Below are 21,506 nucleotides of genomic sequence, written 5' to 3' on the forward strand. Positions count from 1 at the left end.
CCAGCCCCGCGTGTCTAAATTAGCTTGCCTTCGGCGCGAGCCGCTGCGCAACATGGTCGGCGATCGCCAGGCTTGACGTCAGGCCAGGGCTCTCGATGCCGAACAGGTTGACCAGGCCCTCCACGCCGTGCACCGCCGCATCCTGGATGACGAAGTCGGCATTGGCTTCGCCGGGACCGGAGAGTTTTGGCCGGATGCCGCTATAGTCCGGCTGCAGGCCGCCATCGGTCAGGTCCGGCCAGTATTTGCGGATTTCGTTGTAGAAGCGTTCGCCGCGAGCCGGATCGACGCGATAGTCGAGTTGATCCGTCCATTCGACATCCGGTCCGAAGCGGGCGACGCCATAGAGATCGAGCGTCAGATGCACGCCGAGCCCGCCGGGTTCGGGCACGGGATAGACCAACCGCGAGAAGGGTGCCCGGCCGGCGACGGAAAAATAATTGCCCTTGGCGTAGCGAAGCTTTGGCACGAATTGCTGGTCGAGCCCATCAAGCGAACCGGCAAGCGCCGTGGCGCCAAGCCCGGCGGCATTGACGAAGCGCGTCGTCGCGATTTCAAAGCGCTCGCTACTGGTGCTGTCGACCGTGTCGAGCACGATGCGGCTCCCCTCGACTCGCTCGATGCGGCCGGCGACGATGCGGGTGTTGAGACTTAGCGCCGCCCCGTGCTCCTCGGCATCGCCCAGCAGCGCAAGCATCAGGGCGTGGCTGTCGATGATGCCGGTGGCGGGAGACAGCAAGGCCGCCGTGCACCGCAGCCTGGGCTCCAGCCCGCGCGCCTCTGTTGCGGTCAAAGGCGTCAGGTCGCCCGCGCCGCAAGCGGACGCATTGGCTCGGATGGAAGCGAGCACCGGCTCCTGTTCGGCATCCGTGGCGACGATGAGCTTACCGCGGCGCGCATGCGGGACCGCCCGCTCCTCGCAATAACGGTAGAGCTTCTCCCGACCCGCCACGCAGAACCGGGCCTTCAGCGATCCGGCCGGATAGTAGATGCCGGCATGAATGACTTCGGAATTGCGCGAACTGGTCCCGGTACCGATGGCGTTTTCCGCCTCTAGGATCAGGGTGTCCATGCCGCGACGCGCCATGCCGCGCGCGATCGCCAGGCCAATGACGCCCGCGCCGGCGACGATGCAGTCGACATGGTCCATGATCAGGCCACCTCAGCCATGTTGTTGTGTCTGCTGGTGTGCCGTTCGACGGTCATGTCCCGGCGGCGCGCGGACAACTTGGCGCAGGTTCTCGCGCTCCACGGCATCGAAGCCGAAATTCTGCACACGTCTGCGTCCATCCGCCAGCCTTCCGAAATGCCTTGACACCGTTACAGGAAACAGATGCATCAAACAGCATCAATGCAAGAGGGAACCTGCCGATGCGCGCCGAACGGCGGCAGGACCCACGTCCCGGCATACACGACAGGAACCAGCATGGACGCCCGACCAAATTCTCCCGAAGCCCGCGACATCAGCTACCACATGCACGGCTACACCAATGCCCGCAAGCATCAGGAGGCAGGTCCGCTCGTCATCGAGAAGGGCGACGGCATCTATGTCGAGGATCTGGCCGGTAACCGCTACATCGAGGCGATGGCCGGGCTTTGGAGCGTCGCGGTCGGTTTTTCCGAGAAGCGGCTGGTCGATGCGGCTGTGCGCCAGATGTCGAAGCTGCCTTACTATCACGACTTCGGCTCCAAATCGCATTCACCGCTGATCGATCTTGCCGAAAGACTGGTGCAGATGGCGCCGGTGCCGATGAGCAAGGCGTATTTCACCAATTCCGGCTCCGAGGCCAACGATACGGCCATCAAGATGATCTGGTACCGGTCGAATGCGCTCGGCCAGCCGTCGCGCAAGAAGATGATCAGCCGCAATCGCGGCTACCACGGCGTCACCATCGCCGCGGCGAGCCTGACCGGACTGCCCAACAACCACCTTTCCTTCGACCTGCCGATCGCCAATGTGCTGCACACGTCGACGCCGCACCACTGGCGTGAGGCGCTGCCGGGCGAGAGTGAAGAGCAGTTTTCGAGCCGGCTTGCCGACGATCTGGAAAAGCTGATTCTGGCCGAGGGCCCGGAAACCATTGCCGCCTTTTTCGGCGAGCCGATCATGGGCGCCGGCGGCGTCATCGTGCCGCCGGCCGGCTACTGGGAGAAGATCCAGGCGGTCCTGTCGAAATACGATATCCTGCTCGTCGCCGACGAGGTCATCTGCGGCTTTGGCCGAACCGGTGAAATGTTCGGCTCGCAGACCTTCGGCATCAGGCCCGACATCATGGTGCTGTCGAAGCAGATTTCTTCGTCCTACCTGCCGATCTCGGCCCTGCTGATCAACGAAAGGGTTTTCGAGCCGATTGCCGACGAAAGCAACCGAATCGGCACGTTCGGTCACGGCTTCACCGGCGGCGGCCATCCCGTTGCGGCGGCGGTCGCGTTCGAGAACCTGAAGCTGATCGAGGAGCGCGACCTCGTCGGCAATGCGCGCACGGTCGGCGCGCATATGCAGAAGCGGCTGCGCGAACTCGCTTCGCACCCGCTTGTCGGCGAGGTCCGCGGCGTCGGCCTGATCGCGGCGGTCGAACTGGTCGGCGACAAAGCGAACAAGGCGCCGTGGGGCGACCTCGGCGCGCTGGGCGGGCTCGTCAACGGCTTCATGCAGCAGAACGGCGTCATCTCGCGCAACATGGGCGACGCGATGGCCTTCTGCCCGCCGCTGATCATCACCGAGCCGCAGGTCGACCAGATGATCGACGCGTTTGAAAGATCGCTCGAAGCCGCCTCCAAGCAGGTCGGATCACAGAGCTGATCGGATCCCGCGTTGGCGATTAGCGAAAGCCGAAGCGACATCCAATCTCCCCCTTGCGGGGGAGATGCCGGCAGGGGGGATGGATCGCCAACTTTGGTGTGACCCCATCCTAACCCGAAGCATTTATGGTAGTCGCGAGTGATAAATAGGCCGGAGGGACAGCACCCCCCTCTGCCCTACCGGGCATCTCCCCCGCAAGGGGGGAGATCGGCAGCTTCGCCGACGGCGCCTACGGAGAGATCCGAAACGGCATCCGGAACGACCACCAGCTTGCCGACGAAATCCTTGGCGATGAAATCCGCCTGGGCGCGGTGGAAATCGGACAGCTTGTAGACGCCGCCGATCAGCGGCCGGATCTTCTTCTCCTCGATGTAGCGGACGATGCGGCGGAAATCCTTCCGCGTGCCCTGGCTCGAGCCATGCAGTTGAAGTTGTTTGAGGTACATGGTCCTGAGGTCGAGCTGCACGACCGGGCCGGCAATCGCTCCCGCCGTCGTGTAGCGGCCTTCGGGCCGAAGAATGCGCAAGAGATCGTTGAAGATCGCGCCGCCGACAAGGTCGGCAACCACGTCGATCGGCTGGCCGCCGGTCGCCTCGTTCACGGCAGCCGGCAGGTCAGCCACGCCACGGGTGATCACCGCCTCGGCGCCGATGTCGAGCACCGCCTGCTCCTTGCCCTTGCCGACAACGGCATAGGGAATGGCGCCGCGCGCCCGCGCCAACTGTACGATGCCGGAGCCGACTCCGCCCGACGCGCCGGTGACCAGCACCCGCTCGCCGGCCTTCAATGCGGCACGTTCCAGCATCTGTTCGCCGGTGAGATAGGCGCAGCAGAAGGTGGCGAGTTCGATATCGGTCAAGTCGGTGTCGACGACATGAGCGTTCTCGGCCGGCACGGCCTGATACTCGGCATAGCCGCCGTCACGGCCATGGCCCATATAGTCGATGTCGGCGAGGGAATCGTCGTCGCGGTTGTAGATGGAGAAATCGACCATCACACGCTCGCCGATGCGGGCCGAAGCAACACCATCGCCGACGGCAACGATGTTGCCGACCGTGTCGGTGCCCTGGATGCGCGGGAAAGTCAGCGTGTTGCCTTGTCGGCGCCAGGTCGATACCGCGGCAGCATCTTCTTCCGTGCCATAGGCGCCCTGACGCACCCAGACATCGGTGTTGTTCATCCCGCAAGCGGTGACCTTGACCAGCACTTCACCTGGGGCGGGCGAGGGCACTTTCACGTCGGTGCGGTAGACGAGTTTTTCCGGTTCGCCGTGACCGATCAGCTGCACGGCGGCCATGGTGGCGGGGAGGGTTTTGGTCATGGCATTCATGTCGGTTTTCAGATGTTGGCAAACACGCTCTTGACCGCATCGGCCGTCTTCGACACGACGATGTCAGCCTCTTCGCGGGTGAGGCAGAGCGGCGGCGCGAAGCCGAGAATGTCGCCCTGCGGCATGGCGCGGCCGATGACGCCGCTTGTCGCCAGGGCAGCCGCGACCTGCGGCCCGATCTTCTGCGAGGCGTCGAAGAACATGCGGTCGTCCTTGTCGGCGACGAATTCGACCGCCGCCAGCATGCCGTCGCCGCGCACCTCGCCGACGTGTCTGTGGCCGCCGACGGCTTTCGCGAGTTCGGCGCGGAAGTAGGCGCCGGTCTCGCCGGCGTTGGTCACCAGGTCCATCTCGTCGATCAGTTCCAGGTTGGCCACCCCGGCTGCGACGCAGATCGGATGGGCCGAATAGGTCCAGCCATGGCCTATGCTGCCGAGCTTGTCGGAACCTTGCACCAGCACCTGCCAGACCTTGTCCGAGACAATGACGCCCGACAGTGGCGCATAGGCCGAGGTCAGGCCCTTGGCGATGGTGATCAGGTCGGGCTTGATGCCGTAATGGTCGGACCCGAACATGGTGCCAAGCCGGCCGAAGCCGGTCACCACTTCGTCGGCGACCAGCACCACATCGTATTTCTTCAGCACGCCTTGAATTTTTTCCCAATAGAGTGCGGGCGGTGGCACGATGCCGCCAGTGCCGAGGATCGGCTCTCCGATGAAGGCGGCGACCGTGTCCGGGCCTTCGGCGAGGATCATCTCTTCGAGCTTGTCGGCGCAGTATTGCGAGAACTGTTCCTCGCTCATCGAGCGGTCGGCGCGGCGGAAATAATAGGGCGCCTCGGTGTGCAGGATCGGCGCGCGCGGCAGGTCGAAGGCGTTGTGGAACAAATCGAGCCCGGTCAGCGATCCGGTCATGACGCCGGAGCCGTGATAGCCGCGCCAGCGCGAGATGATCTTTTTCTTCTCCGGACGGCCAAGCACATTGTTGTAGTACCAGATCAGCTTGATGTTGGTTTCGTTGGCGTCGGAACCGGAAAGGCCGAAATAGACCCTCGACATGCCTTGCGGCGCCCGATCGATGATCATCTTGGCAAGCGTGATCGACGCCTCGGTGCCGTGGCCGACATAGGCGTGGTAATAGGCGAGGTTCTTGGCTTGCGCGGCGATGGCGTCGGCGATCTTCTGCCGGCCATAGCCGACATTTACGCAATAGAGGCCGGCGAAGGCATCGATGCTCTTGCGCCCATTATTGTCCCAAATGGTGACGCCTTCACCACCGGCCATGACGCGGGTCGGCGATTCACCGCGCGCGTGCGTGCCCATATGGGTCGAGGGATGGAAGAAGTGGTCGCGGTCCCAGGCGGCAAGTTCATTGGACTGGTCGAGCATCTTTTTACTCCTAAGGAAAACGTGTCAGGCGCGGCCTACGCCACATCCAGGCAGAGATACTTCAGGTCGGTAAAGGCTTCGAGCCCATGGCGCGAGCCCTCGCGGCCGATTCCGGACTGTTTGACGCCGCCGAAGGGGATCGGCGCACCGGTGATCTTGACGCGGTTGATGGCGACCATACCGTAGTCGAGCGCGCGGCCCATGCGCAATTGGCGGCCGCCATTCTCGGTGACGACATAGGCGACGAGCCCATATTCGGTGGCGTTGGCGCGGGCGATGACCTCGTCTTCGCTGTCGAAGGGCGTCACGGCGGCGACCGGACCAAAGGTTTCCTCGCGCATGATCAGCGCGTCATCGGCAACATCGGCGAGCAAGGTCGGCTGATAGAATAGCGGCCCGGCCGGATGCCGCTTGCCGCCGGTGAGGCAGCGCGCGCCACCAGCCAGCGCATCGGCGACCTGCTCCTCGACCTTCTTGACGCCGCGCTCGTGCATCAAAGGCCCGATGTCAGTGTCATCAGCCAGGCCATTGCCGGTCCGCAACATCTCGATGCGTCTGGCGAAGGCAGCGCAAAAGCGATCGTAAAGCGGCCGCTGGACATAGATGCGGTTGGCGGCAAGGCAATCCTGGCCGGACGTGGCGAACTTCGCATCGATGGCGATGGTCACCGCCTTGTCGAGATCGGCATCGGCAAAAACGATCAGTGGTGCGTGGCCGCCAAGCTCCATCACCAGCCGCTTCATCGTCGGCGCGCTCTGCGCGGCGATCAGCCTGCCGATCTCGGTCGAGCCGGTGAAGCTCATGGCGCGGACGCGCGGGTCTTGGCACATCCGCCCGACGATGGTCGAAGCCTTGCCTGTGACGACGTTGAAGACGCCTGCCGGCAGGCCGGCGCGTTCGCCGAGTTCGGCCAGCGCCAGCGCCGACAGCGGCGTTTCCGAGGAGGGATGCGCGACGATGGTGCAGCCGGCGGCAAGGGCGGCTGCCGCCTTGCGGGTCAGCATGGCCGCGGGAAAATTCCACGGCGTGACGACGCCGACAACGCCGAGCGGTTCGCGTCGCACCATCATCTCGGCGTTTGGCAGATGGCTGGTGACGCTTTCGGCGTTGAGGCGTTTTGCCTCCTCGGCATACCACTCGACGAAGGAGGCGGCGTAGTCGATCTCGCCAAGCGATTCCTTGAGCGGCTTGCCCTGTTCGAGCGTCATCAAGAGCGCCAGGTCATCCTTGGCGGCGATGATCAGGTCGAACCATTTTCGCAGGATTCTTGCGCGTTCCTGCGGCAGAGCCGCGCGCCAGGCGGGAAAGGCGCGGGACGCCGCGTCGATCGCCTTGCTCGTCTGCTTGCTGTCGAGCGTGGCAACCCAGGCAACGGTGGCGCCTGTGGCTGGATCGGTCACCTCGAAGCTCTCGGCGGCTTCGCTCGCCATCCAGTGGCCGTCGACATAGGCGAGTTCGCGCAGCAGCCGGCGGTCGGCCAGCCGGTCAAGCGCTTCGTGGCGTAGTGGGCGGGCAAAATGCGCGGACATGTTCGAAACCTCCCGGTTCGGAGTGATACGAGAAGACTATTCGCGTGCAGCAGACAGAGAGGCTGTTTGGGCGCTCGCGCGTAGAGAGATTGTCTCTATTGCATCGCCCGGGCAGACCATCTCTCCAGTGTCACGACGCCGGCAGCAGATCGGCCACCGGCAAGGCGACCTCCTCCTTCACCGTCTTGGTGACGATGTAGGTGAAATAACGGTCGATGCCGATCTCGCGTTCGAGCAACGCGTCGACAAGCCGCTGATAGGCGTCGATGTCGCGCGCCATCACTTTCAGCAGATAGTCGACGCCGCCGCCCACCGACCAGCAGGCGACGATTTCGGGGACGTCGCGGATGACGCGCTCGAAACGGTCGAAATCGGCCTGGCGGTGGCTGGCCAGCGTCACCTCCATCAGCACGGTGGCGACCGGGGCCACGGCGCGCATCGCCACCTTGGCGTGATAGCCGGAGACGATGCCGGCCTTTTCCAGCTTTCTCAGCCGCATCCAGCACGGCGTCGGCGACAGGCCGACCTTGTCGGCGAGCGCCAGCTTGGTGATGCGCCCGTCGCGCTGGACCGCGTCGAGGATTTTCAGGTCGATCTGATCGAGTTTCGGTGCGGCCATGAGCGTCCACTTTTTCGTCCCCGACACCATGACGGCGCATTATTTCGATTGTCAATTGCACTGATTTCGATCTCTAATAAGTCATGACATTGTGGCGTCCAGATCCCGCGCTCATCCGGCGGCCGGCCTATCAATCACTCGCCGACCAGTTCGCGCGCGCCATCCATGACGGGCGGCTGGCCAACGGCGCGCGGCTGCCGACGCATCGCCGGCTGGCCGACGACCTGAAGCTTTCGGTGCAGACGGTCAGTCGCGCCTATGAAGAGCTGATCCGCCGGGGCCTGGTGTCCGGCGAGATCGGCCGCGGCAGCTTCGTGCAGACGCAGCGCTGCGAGCCGGAGCCACCCTACCTGCCGGAACGCCTGGGCGAGGTCATCGACCTCTCCATCCTGAAGCCGGTCTGCGAGCCGATGCATCTGGAGCGGCTGAAGCAGGCGCTGGGCTGGCTCGCCGGAAACCTGCCGTCGAGTTCGGCGCTGTCGTTCCGGCCGAACATGGTGTTCCCGCGTCACCGAGCCGTCGCGGTCGAGTGGCTGCGGCTGTGCGGTCTCGACGTGTCCGCGCAGAATGTCAGCCTGACCAACGGCGCCACGGCCGGCATGACGGTGGCGCTGATGAGCGTGGCGCCGCCCGGTTCGACCGTCGCCACCGAGGCGATTGGACACCACACGCTGATCCCGCTGGCGCGCTATCTCGGCTTCAACCTCGAGGGCCTGCCGATCGACGACAATGGATTGATCCCGGAGGCGCTCGACGAGGCATGCCGGTTGTCCGACATCCGGGCCGTGTTCGTGCAGCCCTCGGTGATCAACCCGACCGCGACGCTGATGGACGCCGCGCGGCGCGAGCAGATCGCCGCGGTGGCGCGCAAGCACGATATCGCCATCATCGAGAACGACGTGCTCGGCCCACTGGTCGAGGGCCGTCCGCCGCCGGTCGCTGTCTTCGCGCCCGAGCGCACGCTCTATGTCACCTCCTTCACCAAGATCGTGGTGCCGGGCCTGCGCATCGGTTATCTCGCGGCGCCCGACCGTTATGTCGCCGCCGTCGCCAACCGGCATCTCGTCTCGAACTGGATGGCGACGCCGCTGGTGGCGGAGATCGCCACCAAATGGGTGACCGACGGCACCGCGATGGAACTCGTCCGCTGGCAACGTTCGGCGCTGCGGCGGCGGCAGGAGATCGCGGCGCAAGTGCTCGCCGGCGTCGACTATCGTGTCCATCGCGACGGATTGCATCTGTGGCTGCAACTGCCAGGCGACCGCGCCGAGGAGAGTTTCGTCTCACAAGCCCGCCTGCAGGGCGTGGCGATCGCGCCAGGCACATCGTTCCGCATCTCTGCGGCGCCCTGGCAGCCGGCGGTTCGTATCTCGCTTGGCTCGACTACCGAGGGGGAACTGCGCGCGGGCCTCAGCGTTGTCACCAAGCTTCTGCTCGGCGATCCGGAGCATCTCCTGCTGGCGATCTAGGCAGATATTGCCGCGAAATTGTGCGGAGTCACAAACATTGTCATGAGTTTATTTTCCCGATTGACATGATTTGGCGCGTTCCGCATCGTTAGGGGCATAGCCTTCTCCAGAACGGGGAAATTCATTGTCCGCGCCCATCATCAAGATCGACGCCATTTCGAAGAGCTTCGGCACCTTCAAGGTTCTGGACGGCCTGTCGATGCAGGTCATGCCGCGCGAGAAGCTGGCGCTGATCGGCCCATCCGGCTCGGGCAAGACGACAATCCTGCGGATCTTGATGACACTGGAGCGGATCGACAGCGGCCACATCCAGATCGACGGCGAGCAGCTTTACCATATGGAGCGCAACGGCCAGTTGCTGGCCGCCGACGAGCGGCACCTGGCAAAAATGCGACAGAAGATCGGCATGGTCTTCCAGCTATTCAACCTGTTTCCGCACAAAAGCGTCATCGACAACGTCACCCTGGCGCCGATCCTGACCAAGGGCATGCCGCGCGCCGCCGCCGAAAAGCGGGCGATGGAACTGCTCGACATGGTCGGCATGGCCGACAAGGCCAAAGCCATGCCGGCGCAGCTTTCCGGCGGGCAGAAGCAGCGCGTGGCGATCGCCCGGGCGCTGGCATTGCAGCCCAGGATCATGCTGTTCGACGAGGTGACATCGGCGCTCGATCCGGAACTGGTCGAGGAGGTGCTGAACGTCTTGTGGCGGCTCTGCTCCGAGACCGACATGACCATGCTGCTGGTCACCCACGAGATGGGCTTTGCCCATGATTTCGCCGACCGGGTTCTGTTCTTCGATCGCGGCAAGATTGTCGAGGAAGGCAAGCCCGACGAGATTTTCCGCAATCCCAAGCAGGAGCGTACTCAGGGCTTCCTGAAGAAGATCATCGCGGCCGGACATCGCGTCTGACCGCCATGTCGGAGGTGGCAACGCCGTCCTCCAAGGGTGGCGAAGCCGTCCAGTAAAAGCAAACCAAGAAGAGAAGCAAGGAGTTGGGAACGATGAAGAAACTTGGCATTCTGGCCGGCATGGCCGGTGTTACGCTAACCGCAATTCTGGCCGTCGCGACAGCGGGTTCGGCCGACGAAGGCAAGCTCGAAGAGCTCAAGGCGCAGGGCTTCGCCCGCGTCGCCATCGCCAATGAGCCGCCCTATACGGCGGTCGCGGCCGACGGCAAGGTTTCGGGCGCCGCGCCCGATGTGGCGCGCGAAATCTTCAAGCGCCTCGGCGTCAACGACATCGTCGCCTCGATCTCGGAATATGGCGCCATGATTCCTGGCCTGCAGGCCGGCCGCTTCGACGTCGTCACCGCCGGCCTGTTCATGAAGCCGGAGCGCTGCGCGGCGGTCGTCTATTCGGAACCGGTGCTGTGCGACGCCGAGGCGATGCTGGTCAAGAAGGGCAACCCGAAGGGCTTCAAGAGCTACGAGGATGTCGCCAAGGATGCCACCGCGACGATCGGGGCGCCGGGCGGCGGCACCGAGGAGAAGCTGGCGCTCACTGCCGGAGTGCCGCGCGAGCGCGTCATCGTCGTGCCGGACGGCCAGAGCGGCCTGAAGATGCTGCAGGACGGCCGCATCGACGCCTATTCGCTGCCGGTGCTGTCGATCAACGACCTTGTCAAGAAGGCCAACGATCCGAACCTTGAAGTGGTCGCCCCGGTGGTCGGCGCGCCGGTCTATTGCGACGGCGCGGCCTTCAAGAAGGGCGACGAGGCGTTGCGCGACGCTTATGACGTCGAACTGGCCAAGCTGAAGGAATCCGGCGAATTCGCCAAGATCATCGAGCCTTACGGGTTCTCGGCGGCAGCGGCGATGTCGACGAGCCGCGACAAGCTCTGCTCGGCGAAGTAGGGACAGCCCCCTCATCCGGCCCTTCGGGCCACCTTCTCCCCAGCTGGGGAGCCGGCGTTGCAAGCCTCCTCTCCCCTCGGGGAGAGGTCGCCCGAGCGAAGCGGAGGGCGGGTGAAGGGGACTTCGACCCAACGTCCAAGTAGGACAATACATAAATGACCCAATGGTCCGGCTATCTCGGCCTGATATTGCAGGGAGCGTTGATCACCATCGAGCTGACGCTGATGGGGTCGGTGCTTGCCCTGATCATGGCCTTTCTCGCCGGGCTGGGGCGGCTGTCGCGTTTTTTCGTCTTTCGTGCGCTGGCCACCGCCTACATCGAATTCTTCCGCGGCACCTCGATCTTCGTGCAGCTGTTCTGGGCCTATTTCGTGCTGCCCTTCATCGGTATTTCGCTGACGCCGCTGCAGGCCGGCGTGCTGGCGCTCGGCCTCAATGTCGGCGCCTATGCGGCGGAGGTGGTGCGTGGCGCCATCCAGTCGATCGGCCGCGAACAGTACGAGGCCTGCACCGCGCTCAATCTCGGCCGCTGGCAAGCCATGCGCTACGTCATCCTGCCGCAGGCGCTGCTGGTCATGCTGCCGACCTTCGGCAACAACGCCATCGAATTGCTCAAGGCCACCGCCGTGGTTTCGCTGATCTCGCTCACCGACCTGACCTTCCAGGCACAAGTGGTGCGCTCGCAGACCGGCAACACGCTGGTGCCTTTCACCACCATTCTCATCATCTATTTCGTCCTCGCTCTGGTCATCTCGTGGGGCGTACGTTCGCTGGAACGCCGCATGGCGCGGGGCCTCGACGGGGTGCGCGTCTGATGGATTGGGCCTCATAATGGAATGGGATTGGAATTTCGTCCGGGAGATCATGCCGACGCTGATCCAGGGCGTGAAGATCACCATCCTGGCGACGCTGCTCGGCTCGGTTCTGGCCGCGATCGTGGGGCTGGCCATCGCGCTGGCGCGGCGCTCGCCGAACAGGGGCTTGTCGCGCAGCGTCGGCTTCCTCGCCGAGTTCATCCGCGGCACGCCGCTCTTGGTGCAGCTCTATTTCATCTTCTACGTGCTGCCGGACATCGGTATCCTGCTGCCGCCGCTGGTGGCGGGCGTCATCGGCCTCGGCCTGCATTACGGCACCTACACGGCCGAGGTCTATCGCGCCGGTATCGACAATGTGCCGCGCGGCCAGTGGGAAGCCGCCAAGGCCTGCAATCTCAACGCCAGGCAGACCTGGACCAACATCATCATGCCGCAGGCTATACCGCCGATGATCCCGGCGCTTGCCAACTACTTCATCGCAATGTTCAAGGAGACGCCACTGCTTTCGGCGATCACCGTGCTGGAACTGATGAACCAGGCCAAGAGCGTAGCCAACACTTATTACCGCTATGTCGAGCCGATGACCTTGGTCGGCGCCTTCTTCCTCGTCATCAGTCTTTTCTCTGTCGTGCTGTTGCGCTGGCTGGAACATCGCTACGGCAAGATCGAGAGGTAGTCTCTTCATGAAACACTTGCCCGAAATCAGACTGGCGCCGACACGGCCGGCGCTCGACGCGCGTCCGCTGGAAAAGCGTGTTGGGCTGATCATCCTTGCCACCGACCATACGACCGAACCGGATTTTCGCCGCATGGTGGCAAGCGACCTGACCGGCGTCTATGTCGCGCGCATCCCCTACGCCAATCCGACGACGCCGGAGAATTTGCGCAAGATGCAGCCGTCGCTGACGGCGGGCGCGGCGCTCATCCTGCCCGACGAGCCGCTCGATGCGATCTGCTATTCCTGCACTTCGGCCTCCGTGGTCATCGGCGATGCCGAGATCGAGGCGGCGGTGCAGGCGTCCAAGCCCGGCGTGCCCGTGGTCACGCCGCCGATGGCAGGAGTGCGCGGCTTGAAGGCGCTGGGCGCCAGGACGATCAGTATCCTCACCCCCTACACGGTCGAGACCAGCCGGCCGATGGCGGCCTATTTCGCGGCGCACGGTTTCGAGATCGCCAGCTTCACCTGTCTCGGCTTCGAGGACGACCGCGAGATGGCACGGATTGCGCCGGCGTCGCTCGTCGATCTGGCGCGCGAGGCGACCGATGCGCAAGCGGACGCGCTGTTCGTCTCCTGCACGGCGCTGCGGGCCGCGCTTGCGGTGGTCGGCATGGAAGAGGCGATCGGCCGTCCGGTCGTCACCAGCAACCAGGCGACGGCCTGGAACTGCCTGCGGCTTTGCGGCGACGACGAGCCGCGCGCCGAATTCGGCCGTCTGATGACGCTGCCTTGAATTGATCGCAGAGCAAAGATCATGACCACGAACGACATCACCATCGCCGATATCCGTGCAGCCCGCCAGCGCATTGCCGCAAGGATCGAGCGCACGCCGACCGTCCTTTCGCCGAGTCTTTCCGGGTACTTGGGTGCGCCCGTTTATCTCAAGCTCGAACATCGTCAGACCACCGGCAGCTTCAAGCTGCGTGGTGCCTCGAACGCCATCGCGTCGCTAAGCCCCGAGGAGAAGGCGCGTGGCGTGGTTGCCGCCTCGACCGGCAATCACGGCCGGGCGCTGGCACATGCGGCGAAGCTTGAAGGCATGCGCGCCACGATCTGCATGTCGCGGCTGGTGCCGCAAAATAAGCTCGACGAGATCCGCCGGCTCGGCGCCGAGATCCGCATCGTCGGCAACAGCCAGGACGATGCGCAGCAGGAGGTCGAACGGCTGTTCGCGGAAGACGGGCTGGTGATGCTGCCGCCCTTCGACCATCCTGATATCATCGTCGGGCAAGGGACGCTCGGGCTGGAGATCATCGAGCAGGTCGCGGATGCCGCCCTGGTGCTGTTGCCGCTGTCAGGCGGCGGACTGGCGTCGGGTGTGGCTGCTGCCGTAAAGGGCGCCAGCCCCGGCACCAAGGTCATCGGCGTTTCGATGGAGCGGGGTGCTGCGATGAAGGCGAGTCTCGATGCCGGCCGGCCGGTGCAAATCGAGGAACTGCCGACATTGGCGGATTCGCTCGGCGGCGGCATCGGCCTCGACAACCGGCTGACCTTCTCGATGTGCCGCGACCTGCTCGACGACGTGATCCTGCTCAGCGAGGACGAGATCGCCGCCGGCATCCGCCATGCCTACGAACAGGAGCGCGAGATCGTCGAAGGCGCCGGCGCGGTCGGCATTGCCGCCGTGCTTGCCGGCAAGGCCAGGGCATGCGGTCCCACGGTACTCATCCTGTCGGGCCGCAACATCGACATGACGCTGCACAGGAAAGTCGTTTGCGGCGAAGCAATTGAGGAGAGCGCCGCATGAACCGAATGACGATACTCACCGAAGCCGAATTGCGTACGATCGTAAAGCTCGATCTCGACGCCATCGCCTGCATCGAGAATGCGTTCCGCGCGCTTGCCACCTTGCCGGTGGCGATGCCGCCGATCCTGCGGCTCGACATTCCCGAGCAGCGCGGCGAGGTTGACGTCAAGACCGCCTATGTGCCTGGGATCGACTGCTTCGCGATCAAGATCAGCCCTGGCTTCTTCGACAATCCGAAGCTCGGCCTGCCCAGCGTCAACGGCATGATGGTGCTGCTGTCGTCAAAAACCGGGCTGGTCGAGGCGCTGCTGCTCGACAATGGCTATTTGACCGACATCCGCACCGCGGCCGCCGGCGCGGTCGCGGCGAAACACCTTTCGCGGCCGGACTCCTCGATCGCAGCGATCTTCGGCGCCGGCGTCCAGGCCGGGCTGCAGCTCGAGGCGCTCATGCTGGTGCGGTCGATCAGCGAGGCCCGCATCTGGGCCAGGGACGCCGCCAAGGCCGAAGCCGCGGCAGCCGCATTGCGCGAAAGACTGGGCATCGTCGTGCGCGCCGAGCCCGATGCGGCAAAGGCGGCGGCCGGCGCCGACATCATCGTCACCACGACGCCGTCGACCGAACCGCTGATCAAGGCCGGCTTCATCTCTGCCGGCCAGCACATCACCGCGATGGGCTCCGACGCCGAGCATAAGAACGAGATCGCGCCGGCGATCCTGCGCATGGCCGATCTCTACGTCGCAGACAGCGCGAAACAGACGCGGTTGCTGGGCGAACTGCATCATGCCATCGCGGCGGGCGTGATGGCGGCCGATGCCGAAGTAACCGAGCTCGGCCAGATCATCGCCGGCGAAAAGCACGGCCGGCGCTCAGCCAGCGACATCACCATCGCCGACCTCACCGGCACCGGCGTGCAGGACACGGCGATCGCCACGCTCGCCCGCGACCGTGCCCGGGCGGCCAACACCGGAACGATTTTCGAAAGCTGATGCTGGCCGCAAGGCCCAACAAACGAGGACCAACAACAATGCAGCCCAATTTGAAATTTTCGCGCGGTGAATATGCGGATCGCCTCGCCAAGACACGGAGGGCCATGGAGGCCAAGGGCGTCGATCTGCTTGTTGTCAGCGACCCGTCCAACATGGCCTGGCTGACCGGCTATGACGGCTGGTCATTCTATGTGCATCAGGCCGTCATCGTGCCGCCGTCGGGCGAGCCGGTGTGGTACGGGCGCGGCCAGGACGCCAACGGCGCCAAGCGCACTGCCTATCTCGCGCACGACAACATCGTTGGCTACGCCGACCACTATGTGCAGTCGACCGAACGCCACCCGATGGACTACCTCGCCAGCGTGCTCAGCGATCGCGGCTGGGGCAAGCTCAGCATCGGTGTCGAGATGGACAATTACTGGTTCTCGGCCGCCGCCTTTGCATCGCTGCAGAAACATTTGCCGAACGCCCGCTTCGTCGATGCCACGGCACTCGTCAACTGGCAGCGCGCGGTGAAGAGCCCGACGGAAATCGACTATATGCGCAAGGCCGCCCGCATCGTGGAAGCGATGCACCAGCGCATCGTCGACAGAATAGAAGTCGGCATGCGCAAATGCGATCTGGTCGCCGAGATCTATGATGCCGGCACGCGCGGCGTCGACGGCATCGGCGGCGACTATCCGGCGATCGTGCCGCTGCTGCCGTCGGGCACTGACGCGTCGGCGCCGCATCTCACCTGGGACGACAGGCCGATGAAGTCGGGCGAGGGCACCTTCTTCGAGATCGCCGGCTGTTACAACCGCTACCATTGTCCTCTTTCCCGAACTGTGTTCCTTGGTAAGCCCACGCAGGAATTCCTCGATGCAGAGAAGGCGACCTTGGAGGGCATGGAGGCCGGGCTTGCCGCGGCAAAGCCGGGCAACAGCTGCGAAGACATCGCCAACGCCTTCTTCGCGGTGCTGAAGAGATACGGCATCGTCAAGGACAACCGCACCGGCTATCCGATCGGGCTTTCCTATCCACCTGACTGGGGCGAACGCACCATGAGCCTGCGCCCCGGCGATCGCACAGAGCTGAAGCCCGGCATGACCTTCCATTTCATGACCGGCCTGTGGCTGGAAACGATGGGGCTCGAAATCACCGAGTCCATCCTGATCACCGAGACAGGGGTCGAGTGCCTGGCCAATGTGCCGCGCAAGCTGGTGGTGAAGAATTGAGCCCGGTGTCCCACCTTCGCCCATCGCCGATCACGCCGACCGTCGACTTCGACCGCGACGGCGTGCAGCACGGTTTCCTGCGATTGCCTTATAGCCGTGACGATTCGGCCTGGGGATCGGTGATGATCCCGATTTGCGTGATCCGCAACGGCAACGGGCCGAGCGCATTGCTCACCGGCGGCAATCATGGCGACGAGTATGAGGGGCCGCTGGCGCTCTATGATCTCGCGCGCACGCTTGACCCGAGGCAAGTCAGCGGCACGGTGATCATCGTGCCGGCGATGAACTATCCGGCGTTCCGTGCCGGCACCCGCACCTCGCCGATCGACAAGGGCAATCTGAACCGCAGTTTTCCGGGCCGGCCCGATGGCACGGTGACCGAGAAGATCGCCGATTATTTCCAGCGCGAACTTCTGCCGCGCACGGACATCGCGCTCGACTTCCATTCCGGCGGCAAGACGCTCGACTTCGTGCCGTTCTGCGCCGCCCATATCCGGCCCGACAAGGTGCTGGAAGCGAAAGGCTTTGCGGCGGTCGAAGCGTTCTCGGCGCCCTGGTCGATGAAGATGCTGGAGATCGATGCCGTCGGCATGTTCGATACTGCCGCCGAGGAGATGGGCAAGCTGTTCATCACCACCGAGCTTGGCGGCGGTGGCACCTCCCGCGCGGAAACGGTGCGGATCGCCCGCCGCGGCGTGCTCAATGTGCTGCGCCATGCCGGCGTCGTCGTCGGTGCGGTCGAGATGCAGCCGACCCGCTGGCTGGACATGCCATCGGGCGATTGCTTCTCGTTCGCCGAGGACGACGGGATGATCGAAACGATGGTCGATCTCGGCGAGCCGGTGGAGGACGGCCAGGTTGTGGCGCGCATCCACTCCACCGGCCGCACCGGTGCCGCACCGCAGGAAATCAGGGCGAGAATGTCGGGTCTATTGGCCGCGCGGCATTTCCCCGGACTGGTCAAGGCGGGCGACTGCACCGCCGTGGTCGCCGTGCTCGTCGACTGAAGGCGGAGCCAGCCAACTCACCTTTGGTCGTTCTGCCGCGCTGTATCGCCCTCGAAGCCGGAACGCCAATAGGCGACGACGAGGTGCGTGTCGCGCTCCAGCTTCCGGTCCTGCCTGAGATAGGACCGGATGGCGCGGAAGCTCCTGTGCTCGCAGCCGACCCAGGCGAAGAGGCTGCGCCCGTCTTCGGGCCAAGGCACGTCCCGGACCGCGTTCTGGAGCAAAGCGGATTTGCTTGGCGCCACGCCATTCCTGTGCAGCCATTTTATGTCCAGCGTGGCCTGCGAAACCAGCTTCTGCTCCTCGTCGGCATCGGCGACTTCGATGCGGACGACCGCGTGCACGCCTGCCGGCAGCGCCTCCACTATGCGGCCGATTGCGGGCAGGGCGGTCTCGTCGCCGGCGAGCAGGCACCAGCCGGACGAGGGGACGTCGCCGCCGCCCGGCCCGGTCATCCCGACGATGTCGCCGATCCGGGCGTTGGCCGCGAAGCGTGCGCCGGGCATGCCGTCGCCGTCATGCAAGACGAAGTCGATATCGACCTCGCCCTTTTCGACGTCGATGCGGCGGATCGTATAGACGCGCACGTCCGGCCGCCGTTCCGCTTCGGGCCATGCCGGGCGGCCATCCTCGCCGGTGACCGGCCAGGCAAGCACGGCGTCATCCCTTGGCAGCAGCAGGCGGATATGAAGCCCGCCCGTCGCGAAGCGCCCAAGGTCGTTTCCGGCAAGCGTCAGCCGCCGCATATGCGGCGTCACGCTGGCGTTCCGCACAACGCGCATCTCGCGGAAATAAGGCAAGGGCTGGCCGGCCGCGCCATCGCCTTGCCAGACGATTGCGGGGTTCTCCGCCGAAGCGAAATGCAAAAGATGTTCGGCGATGGAGAGCTTGACGTAAGCCAGGGATGTCTCGTCATTGCCCTCTGCGAAAACCCTTAGGCAGCGTTGACAGGCTTGCATGCTGGCCGAACCGAAAGCCGTGTCGATGCGGCTGCAGGCGCCGTCGACGGCGACATCGCCATGATCGGCAAAATGCGCGCACAGCCGCGCCATGACGTCTTGCGGACAAGAAAGCGCGATCTCGGCGGATGCTTTGAGATTCCTCGGCATGTCAACCATGGCGCGGCACTCCTTTTGCAAGCAGATGAACGAGGTAAGGTCCGCCAAGCAGCGAGGCGAACAGGCCGACCGGCAATTCGTATGGAAAGGCCACCATGCGCGACAGCCAGTCCGACACGATCATCAGCAGCGCGCCGGTCAGCACCGCGCCGGCGAGGTGAAGGCGGGCGCGGGTGAAGCCGATCAGCCGCGCAAGGTGCGGCGCGATGAGACCGACGAAGCTCAGCGGCCCGACGAACATCGCGGCCAGCGCGGTCAGGATTGCGGCGAGAACGATCAGCGTCAGCCGACCGCCCGCGACCGGCAGGCCGAGCCCGCGTGCGGTATTCTCGCCGAGCTGCAGGATATCGAGCCAGCGGGCGGCGAGAAACAGCGGCAACGTCAGCAGTATCAGACACGCCAAGGTGAGCCATGCATCGAAGCCGGTCGCCTGGCTGGTCGAGCCGCTGAGCCAGCGCAGCAGGACATAGGACTGCGTATTCCCCATCGCGATTGTCGCGGTGATCACGGCGCTGCACAGCGCGCTCATGGCGATGCCGGCAAGCAGCAATCGCTCGGAGCCGAATTTCGCCCGTGCGGCGATTATCAGCACGGCGATCAGAACCGCCAGCGAGCCGAAAACGGAGCCGACGAGTTGCAAGCCGGGCCCCGCCGTCGCGCTGAGCACCAACACCGCGGTCAGGCCGGCGCCTGCACCGGTGCCGACGCCCAGCACCTCGGGGCTTGCCAGTGGGTTGCCGGTGATGCGCTGGATCACCACGCCCGCCGCCGCAAGCATGGCGCCGGCGGCTGCCGCCACGCCGATGTGCGGCGCGCGCCAGGCGACAAGATCGGCCAGAATGTCGCCGCCGGCGATCGACCAGCCTGCCGGACCGCGCCCGACAACAAGCGCAACCACCGCCGCGAGAAGCGTCATCAGGAACAACAGCAGGACGACAAACCGGCTAGACTTGCGCGGGGACGTGCCTGAAGTGCTCATGTTCGGCCATTCGAGCAGGCGCAGCCTCGGCAGCAGCCAGAGTAGAACCGGGCCGCCCAGGAGTGCGGTACCCGCGCCGGTCGGAATGCGTTCGCCACCAGTGCCAGCCGCCAGTTGAACCAGCCCGTCCGTCAGCCACAGCAGGATGGCGCCGATCAGCGGCGCGGCGAGCAGCTTTTGCCGCAGCGTTCGCGCGCCCGAAAGCGTGGCGAGCGCGGGCGCCGCAAGGCCGACGAAGCCGATGACGCCGACTTCGGCGACCACGCTGGTCGCCATCCACACGGCAAGCGCGATGACCAGAAAGCGGCTTGTGTGGCGTGCGATGCCGAGACTGCGTGCAGAGGCGTCGTCAAGACCAAGGATCGTCAGCGGCCTGAGCAGCAAAAGGGCGGCGCCGGCGCCGACCGCCAGCCTGGTCGACAGGGCGATGGCCGGTCCCCAGTCCTGCTGAACCAGCGATCCGCCGCCCCAGATGAACAGCGAGAACAGATAGTCGCCATTGGCGAGGATCAGGGCGGCGCTGATGGAGCTGGCGGTCAGCGCCACCATCATTCCGGCAAGCACGACGGAGACGGGCTCTAGCCCACGCCGCCAGGTCAGCGACAGCACCAGCAGCACGGCAGCAATGCCGCCGGCAAAGGCGACCGGCCCTTGCGACCGTTCCATCAGAAACGGCGCATAGACGGAGGCGGCTGTCATCGCCAATTGCGCGCCCGCCGAAATGCCGAGCGTCGACGGTTCGGCCAGCGGGTTGCGCAGCACGCGCTGCAGCAAAAGGCCGGAAAGGCCGAGAACCGCGCCGGCCAGCACCGCCACCGCCGCGCGCGGCAGCGTGCTATAGAGCAGGATGACGCGATCGAGATCGACGCCGTCGCTCGTCGGTGCGGTCGGCGACCGCGTGCTGACGCGCCATGCAAACAGGAGTGCTGCCATCGCCGCGAGGAGGCCCCACAGTGCGATGGGTGACATGGCATGGCCGGTGGTGGCGCGCTGAGTCATGGCGCGGTCAGCCATGGGTCTGACCGGCAAGTGCCGCCGTGACCCGGCGTGCGAAGCGGCGTGCCGAGGGCAGGCAGCCGAAATGATTGACCGGCTCCAGCAGCGCGACACGGCACTCGCGGACGGCCGGCAGTGCGTTCCACAGCGCATTTTCGGGCAGCGAACGGCCGACATCGGCTGGAAGCGGCGAAACGACAAGGATCGAGGCGTCGGGTACGCGCGCCAGCGCCTCCAGCCCGACCGGTGCGGCGGCACTGTAGCGCGTCTCGTCGGCCCAAGCGTTCTCCAAGCCGAGACGCAGCAGTACGTCGCCAAACATGGAATCCCGGCCAAAGGCGCGGAAATGGCGTGAATCGCCAAGGCTGATGACGAAGACCGGCCGCCCGGCGGCCGCTTGCAGCATGGCGCGCAACCGCGTGGTTTCGACGGCTGTCTCATCGACGTAGCGCTTCGCCTCGGCCTGTCGCCCGAGCTTTTCGCCAAGCGCCAACGCCGCCGCTTCGGCGAGCAGGTATGGCGGCGTGCCAGGTTCGTAGACCGTTTGCGCAAAGACCGGCGCGATGCGCTCGAGCATCGGGCGTTGGTATTCGTAGAAGCTGGAGATGGCGATAAGGTCCGGCGCGACGATGCGCAGCAGCTCGTAATTGGGCGTGCCGCGCAGTCCGAGATCGCTCACCGATCGAGGCACCTCAGGCTCCACCGCCAGCTTCCGGAACTGGATCAGTTCTGTCGCCGCGACCGGCTCGATGCCGAGCGCCAGCAAGGTTTCCAGCATACCCCAGTCGATCGCGGCGACGCGCAGCGAAGCTGCCCTGGCGGCGATCGGCGGCAGCAGGGCCGTGGCCGCCAGCGCAAGCACCTGCCTTCTGTTGGGCGGATGGTTCGTCGCCCGGGGCAGATTGTTCATCGCCGACGTCTTTGGCA

The 21,506-nt window shown here is 65.0% G+C and carries 19 protein-coding genes; 11 read left to right on the plus strand and 8 right to left on the minus strand.

Features of this window, described 5'->3' with window-relative positions:
• Positions 1-19 precede the first annotated feature (19 nt).
• A complete protein-coding gene (locus AC0NID_RS16110; RefSeq protein WP_473453765.1) occupies positions 20-1,150 on the minus strand; it encodes an NAD(P)/FAD-dependent oxidoreductase in 1,131 nt (376 codons plus the stop codon).
• A gap of 276 nt (positions 1,151-1,426) precedes the next feature.
• Between AC0NID_RS16110 and AC0NID_RS16115 the strand changes: the two genes are divergently transcribed.
• Complete coding sequence (locus AC0NID_RS16115; RefSeq protein WP_473453764.1) at positions 1,427-2,803, plus strand: aspartate aminotransferase family protein; 1,377 nt, start codon at positions 1,427-1,429, stop codon at positions 2,801-2,803.
• Between the two features lie 176 nt (positions 2,804-2,979).
• On the opposite strand, the gene AC0NID_RS16120 is transcribed toward AC0NID_RS16115, so the two are convergent.
• From AC0NID_RS16120 to AC0NID_RS16135, 4 genes are all read right to left on the minus strand, one after another.
• Positions 2,980-4,134: an alcohol dehydrogenase family protein gene (locus AC0NID_RS16120; RefSeq protein ID WP_473453763.1), complete on the minus strand. Its 1,155-nt coding sequence runs from the start codon at positions 4,132-4,134 to the stop codon at positions 2,980-2,982.
• 8 nt (positions 4,135-4,142) lie between these two features.
• Entirely contained in the window at positions 4,143-5,522 is a 1,380-nt protein-coding gene (locus AC0NID_RS16125) for an aminotransferase (protein ID WP_473453762.1), read from the minus strand.
• Between the two features lie 35 nt (positions 5,523-5,557).
• A complete protein-coding gene (locus AC0NID_RS16130; protein ID WP_473453761.1) occupies positions 5,558-7,051 on the minus strand; it encodes an NAD-dependent succinate-semialdehyde dehydrogenase in 1,494 nt (497 codons plus the stop codon).
• Between the two features lie 130 nt (positions 7,052-7,181).
• Positions 7,182-7,670: an Lrp/AsnC family transcriptional regulator gene (locus AC0NID_RS16135; RefSeq protein WP_473453760.1), complete on the minus strand. Its 489-nt coding sequence runs from the start codon at positions 7,668-7,670 to the stop codon at positions 7,182-7,184.
• An 83-nt stretch (positions 7,671-7,753) separates the two neighbouring features.
• Here AC0NID_RS16135 and ehuR point away from each other — a divergent pair, with 83 nt between their 5' ends.
• From ehuR to doeB, 10 genes are all read left to right on the plus strand, one after another.
• Positions 7,754-9,139 (plus strand): MocR-like ectoine utilization transcription factor EhuR, encoded by a 1,386-nt coding sequence (ehuR, locus tag AC0NID_RS16140; protein ID WP_473453759.1) that lies wholly within the window; start codon positions 7,754-7,756, stop codon positions 9,137-9,139.
• A gap of 124 nt (positions 9,140-9,263) precedes the next feature.
• Positions 9,264-10,049: an ectoine/hydroxyectoine ABC transporter ATP-binding protein EhuA gene (gene ehuA / locus AC0NID_RS16145; RefSeq protein WP_473453758.1), complete on the plus strand. Its 786-nt coding sequence runs from the start codon at positions 9,264-9,266 to the stop codon at positions 10,047-10,049.
• A gap of 92 nt (positions 10,050-10,141) precedes the next feature.
• Positions 10,142-10,993, plus strand: coding sequence for an ectoine/hydroxyectoine ABC transporter substrate-binding protein EhuB (ehuB, locus tag AC0NID_RS16150; protein WP_473453757.1), 852 nt, complete (start codon positions 10,142-10,144; stop codon positions 10,991-10,993).
• A gap of 155 nt (positions 10,994-11,148) precedes the next feature.
• The gene (gene ehuC / locus AC0NID_RS16155; RefSeq protein WP_473453756.1) at positions 11,149-11,808 is read left to right on the plus strand and encodes an ectoine/hydroxyectoine ABC transporter permease subunit EhuC; all 660 of its coding nucleotides are present in this window, start codon (positions 11,149-11,151) and stop codon (positions 11,806-11,808) included.
• Between the two features lie 16 nt (positions 11,809-11,824).
• The gene (gene ehuD, locus AC0NID_RS16160; protein ID WP_473453755.1) at positions 11,825-12,484 is read left to right on the plus strand and encodes an ectoine/hydroxyectoine ABC transporter permease subunit EhuD; all 660 of its coding nucleotides are present in this window, start codon (positions 11,825-11,827) and stop codon (positions 12,482-12,484) included.
• 7 nt (positions 12,485-12,491) lie between these two features.
• A complete protein-coding gene (eutA, locus tag AC0NID_RS16165; protein ID WP_473453754.1) occupies positions 12,492-13,259 on the plus strand; it encodes an ectoine utilization protein EutA in 768 nt (255 codons plus the stop codon).
• Between the two features lie 21 nt (positions 13,260-13,280).
• On the plus strand, positions 13,281-14,273 hold the full coding sequence (eutB, locus tag AC0NID_RS16170) for a hydroxyectoine utilization dehydratase EutB (protein WP_473453753.1): 993 nt from the start codon (positions 13,281-13,283) through the stop codon (positions 14,271-14,273).
• On the plus strand, positions 14,270-15,262 hold the full coding sequence (locus AC0NID_RS16175) for a cyclodeaminase (protein ID WP_473453752.1): 993 nt from the start codon (positions 14,270-14,272) through the stop codon (positions 15,260-15,262). The genes eutB and AC0NID_RS16175 overlap by 4 nt, the downstream gene beginning before the upstream one ends.
• Before the next feature lie 38 nt (positions 15,263-15,300).
• A complete protein-coding gene (gene doeA / locus AC0NID_RS16180) occupies positions 15,301-16,479 on the plus strand; it encodes an ectoine hydrolase DoeA (protein WP_473453751.1) in 1,179 nt (392 codons plus the stop codon).
• A 5-nt stretch (positions 16,480-16,484) separates the two neighbouring features.
• On the plus strand, positions 16,485-17,486 hold the full coding sequence (doeB, locus tag AC0NID_RS16185) for a N(2)-acetyl-L-2,4-diaminobutanoate deacetylase DoeB (protein WP_473453750.1): 1,002 nt from the start codon (positions 16,485-16,487) through the stop codon (positions 17,484-17,486).
• Positions 17,487-17,503: 17 nt separating this feature from the next.
• Here doeB and AC0NID_RS16190 read toward each other — a convergent pair whose 3' ends face one another.
• Genes AC0NID_RS16190 through AC0NID_RS16200 form a run of 3 tightly spaced genes read right to left on the minus strand, consistent with a single transcriptional unit; the run spans position 17,504 to position 21,489 of the window.
• The gene (locus AC0NID_RS16190; RefSeq protein WP_473453749.1) at positions 17,504-18,604 is read right to left on the minus strand and encodes a DUF2218 domain-containing protein; all 1,101 of its coding nucleotides are present in this window, start codon (positions 18,602-18,604) and stop codon (positions 17,504-17,506) included.
• The gene (gene fhuB / locus AC0NID_RS16195; RefSeq protein ID WP_473453748.1) at positions 18,597-20,597 is read right to left on the minus strand and encodes a Fe(3+)-hydroxamate ABC transporter permease FhuB; all 2,001 of its coding nucleotides are present in this window, start codon (positions 20,595-20,597) and stop codon (positions 18,597-18,599) included. The genes AC0NID_RS16190 and fhuB overlap by 8 nt, the downstream gene beginning before the upstream one ends.
• Entirely contained in the window at positions 20,590-21,489 is a 900-nt protein-coding gene (locus AC0NID_RS16200; RefSeq protein ID WP_473453747.1) for an iron-siderophore ABC transporter substrate-binding protein, read from the minus strand. Before AC0NID_RS16200 ends, fhuB begins: the two co-directional genes overlap by 8 nt.
• Positions 21,490-21,506: the final 17 nt, after the last annotated feature.

The sequence above is a fragment of the Mesorhizobium sp. WSM4821 genome (assembly GCF_055901555.1).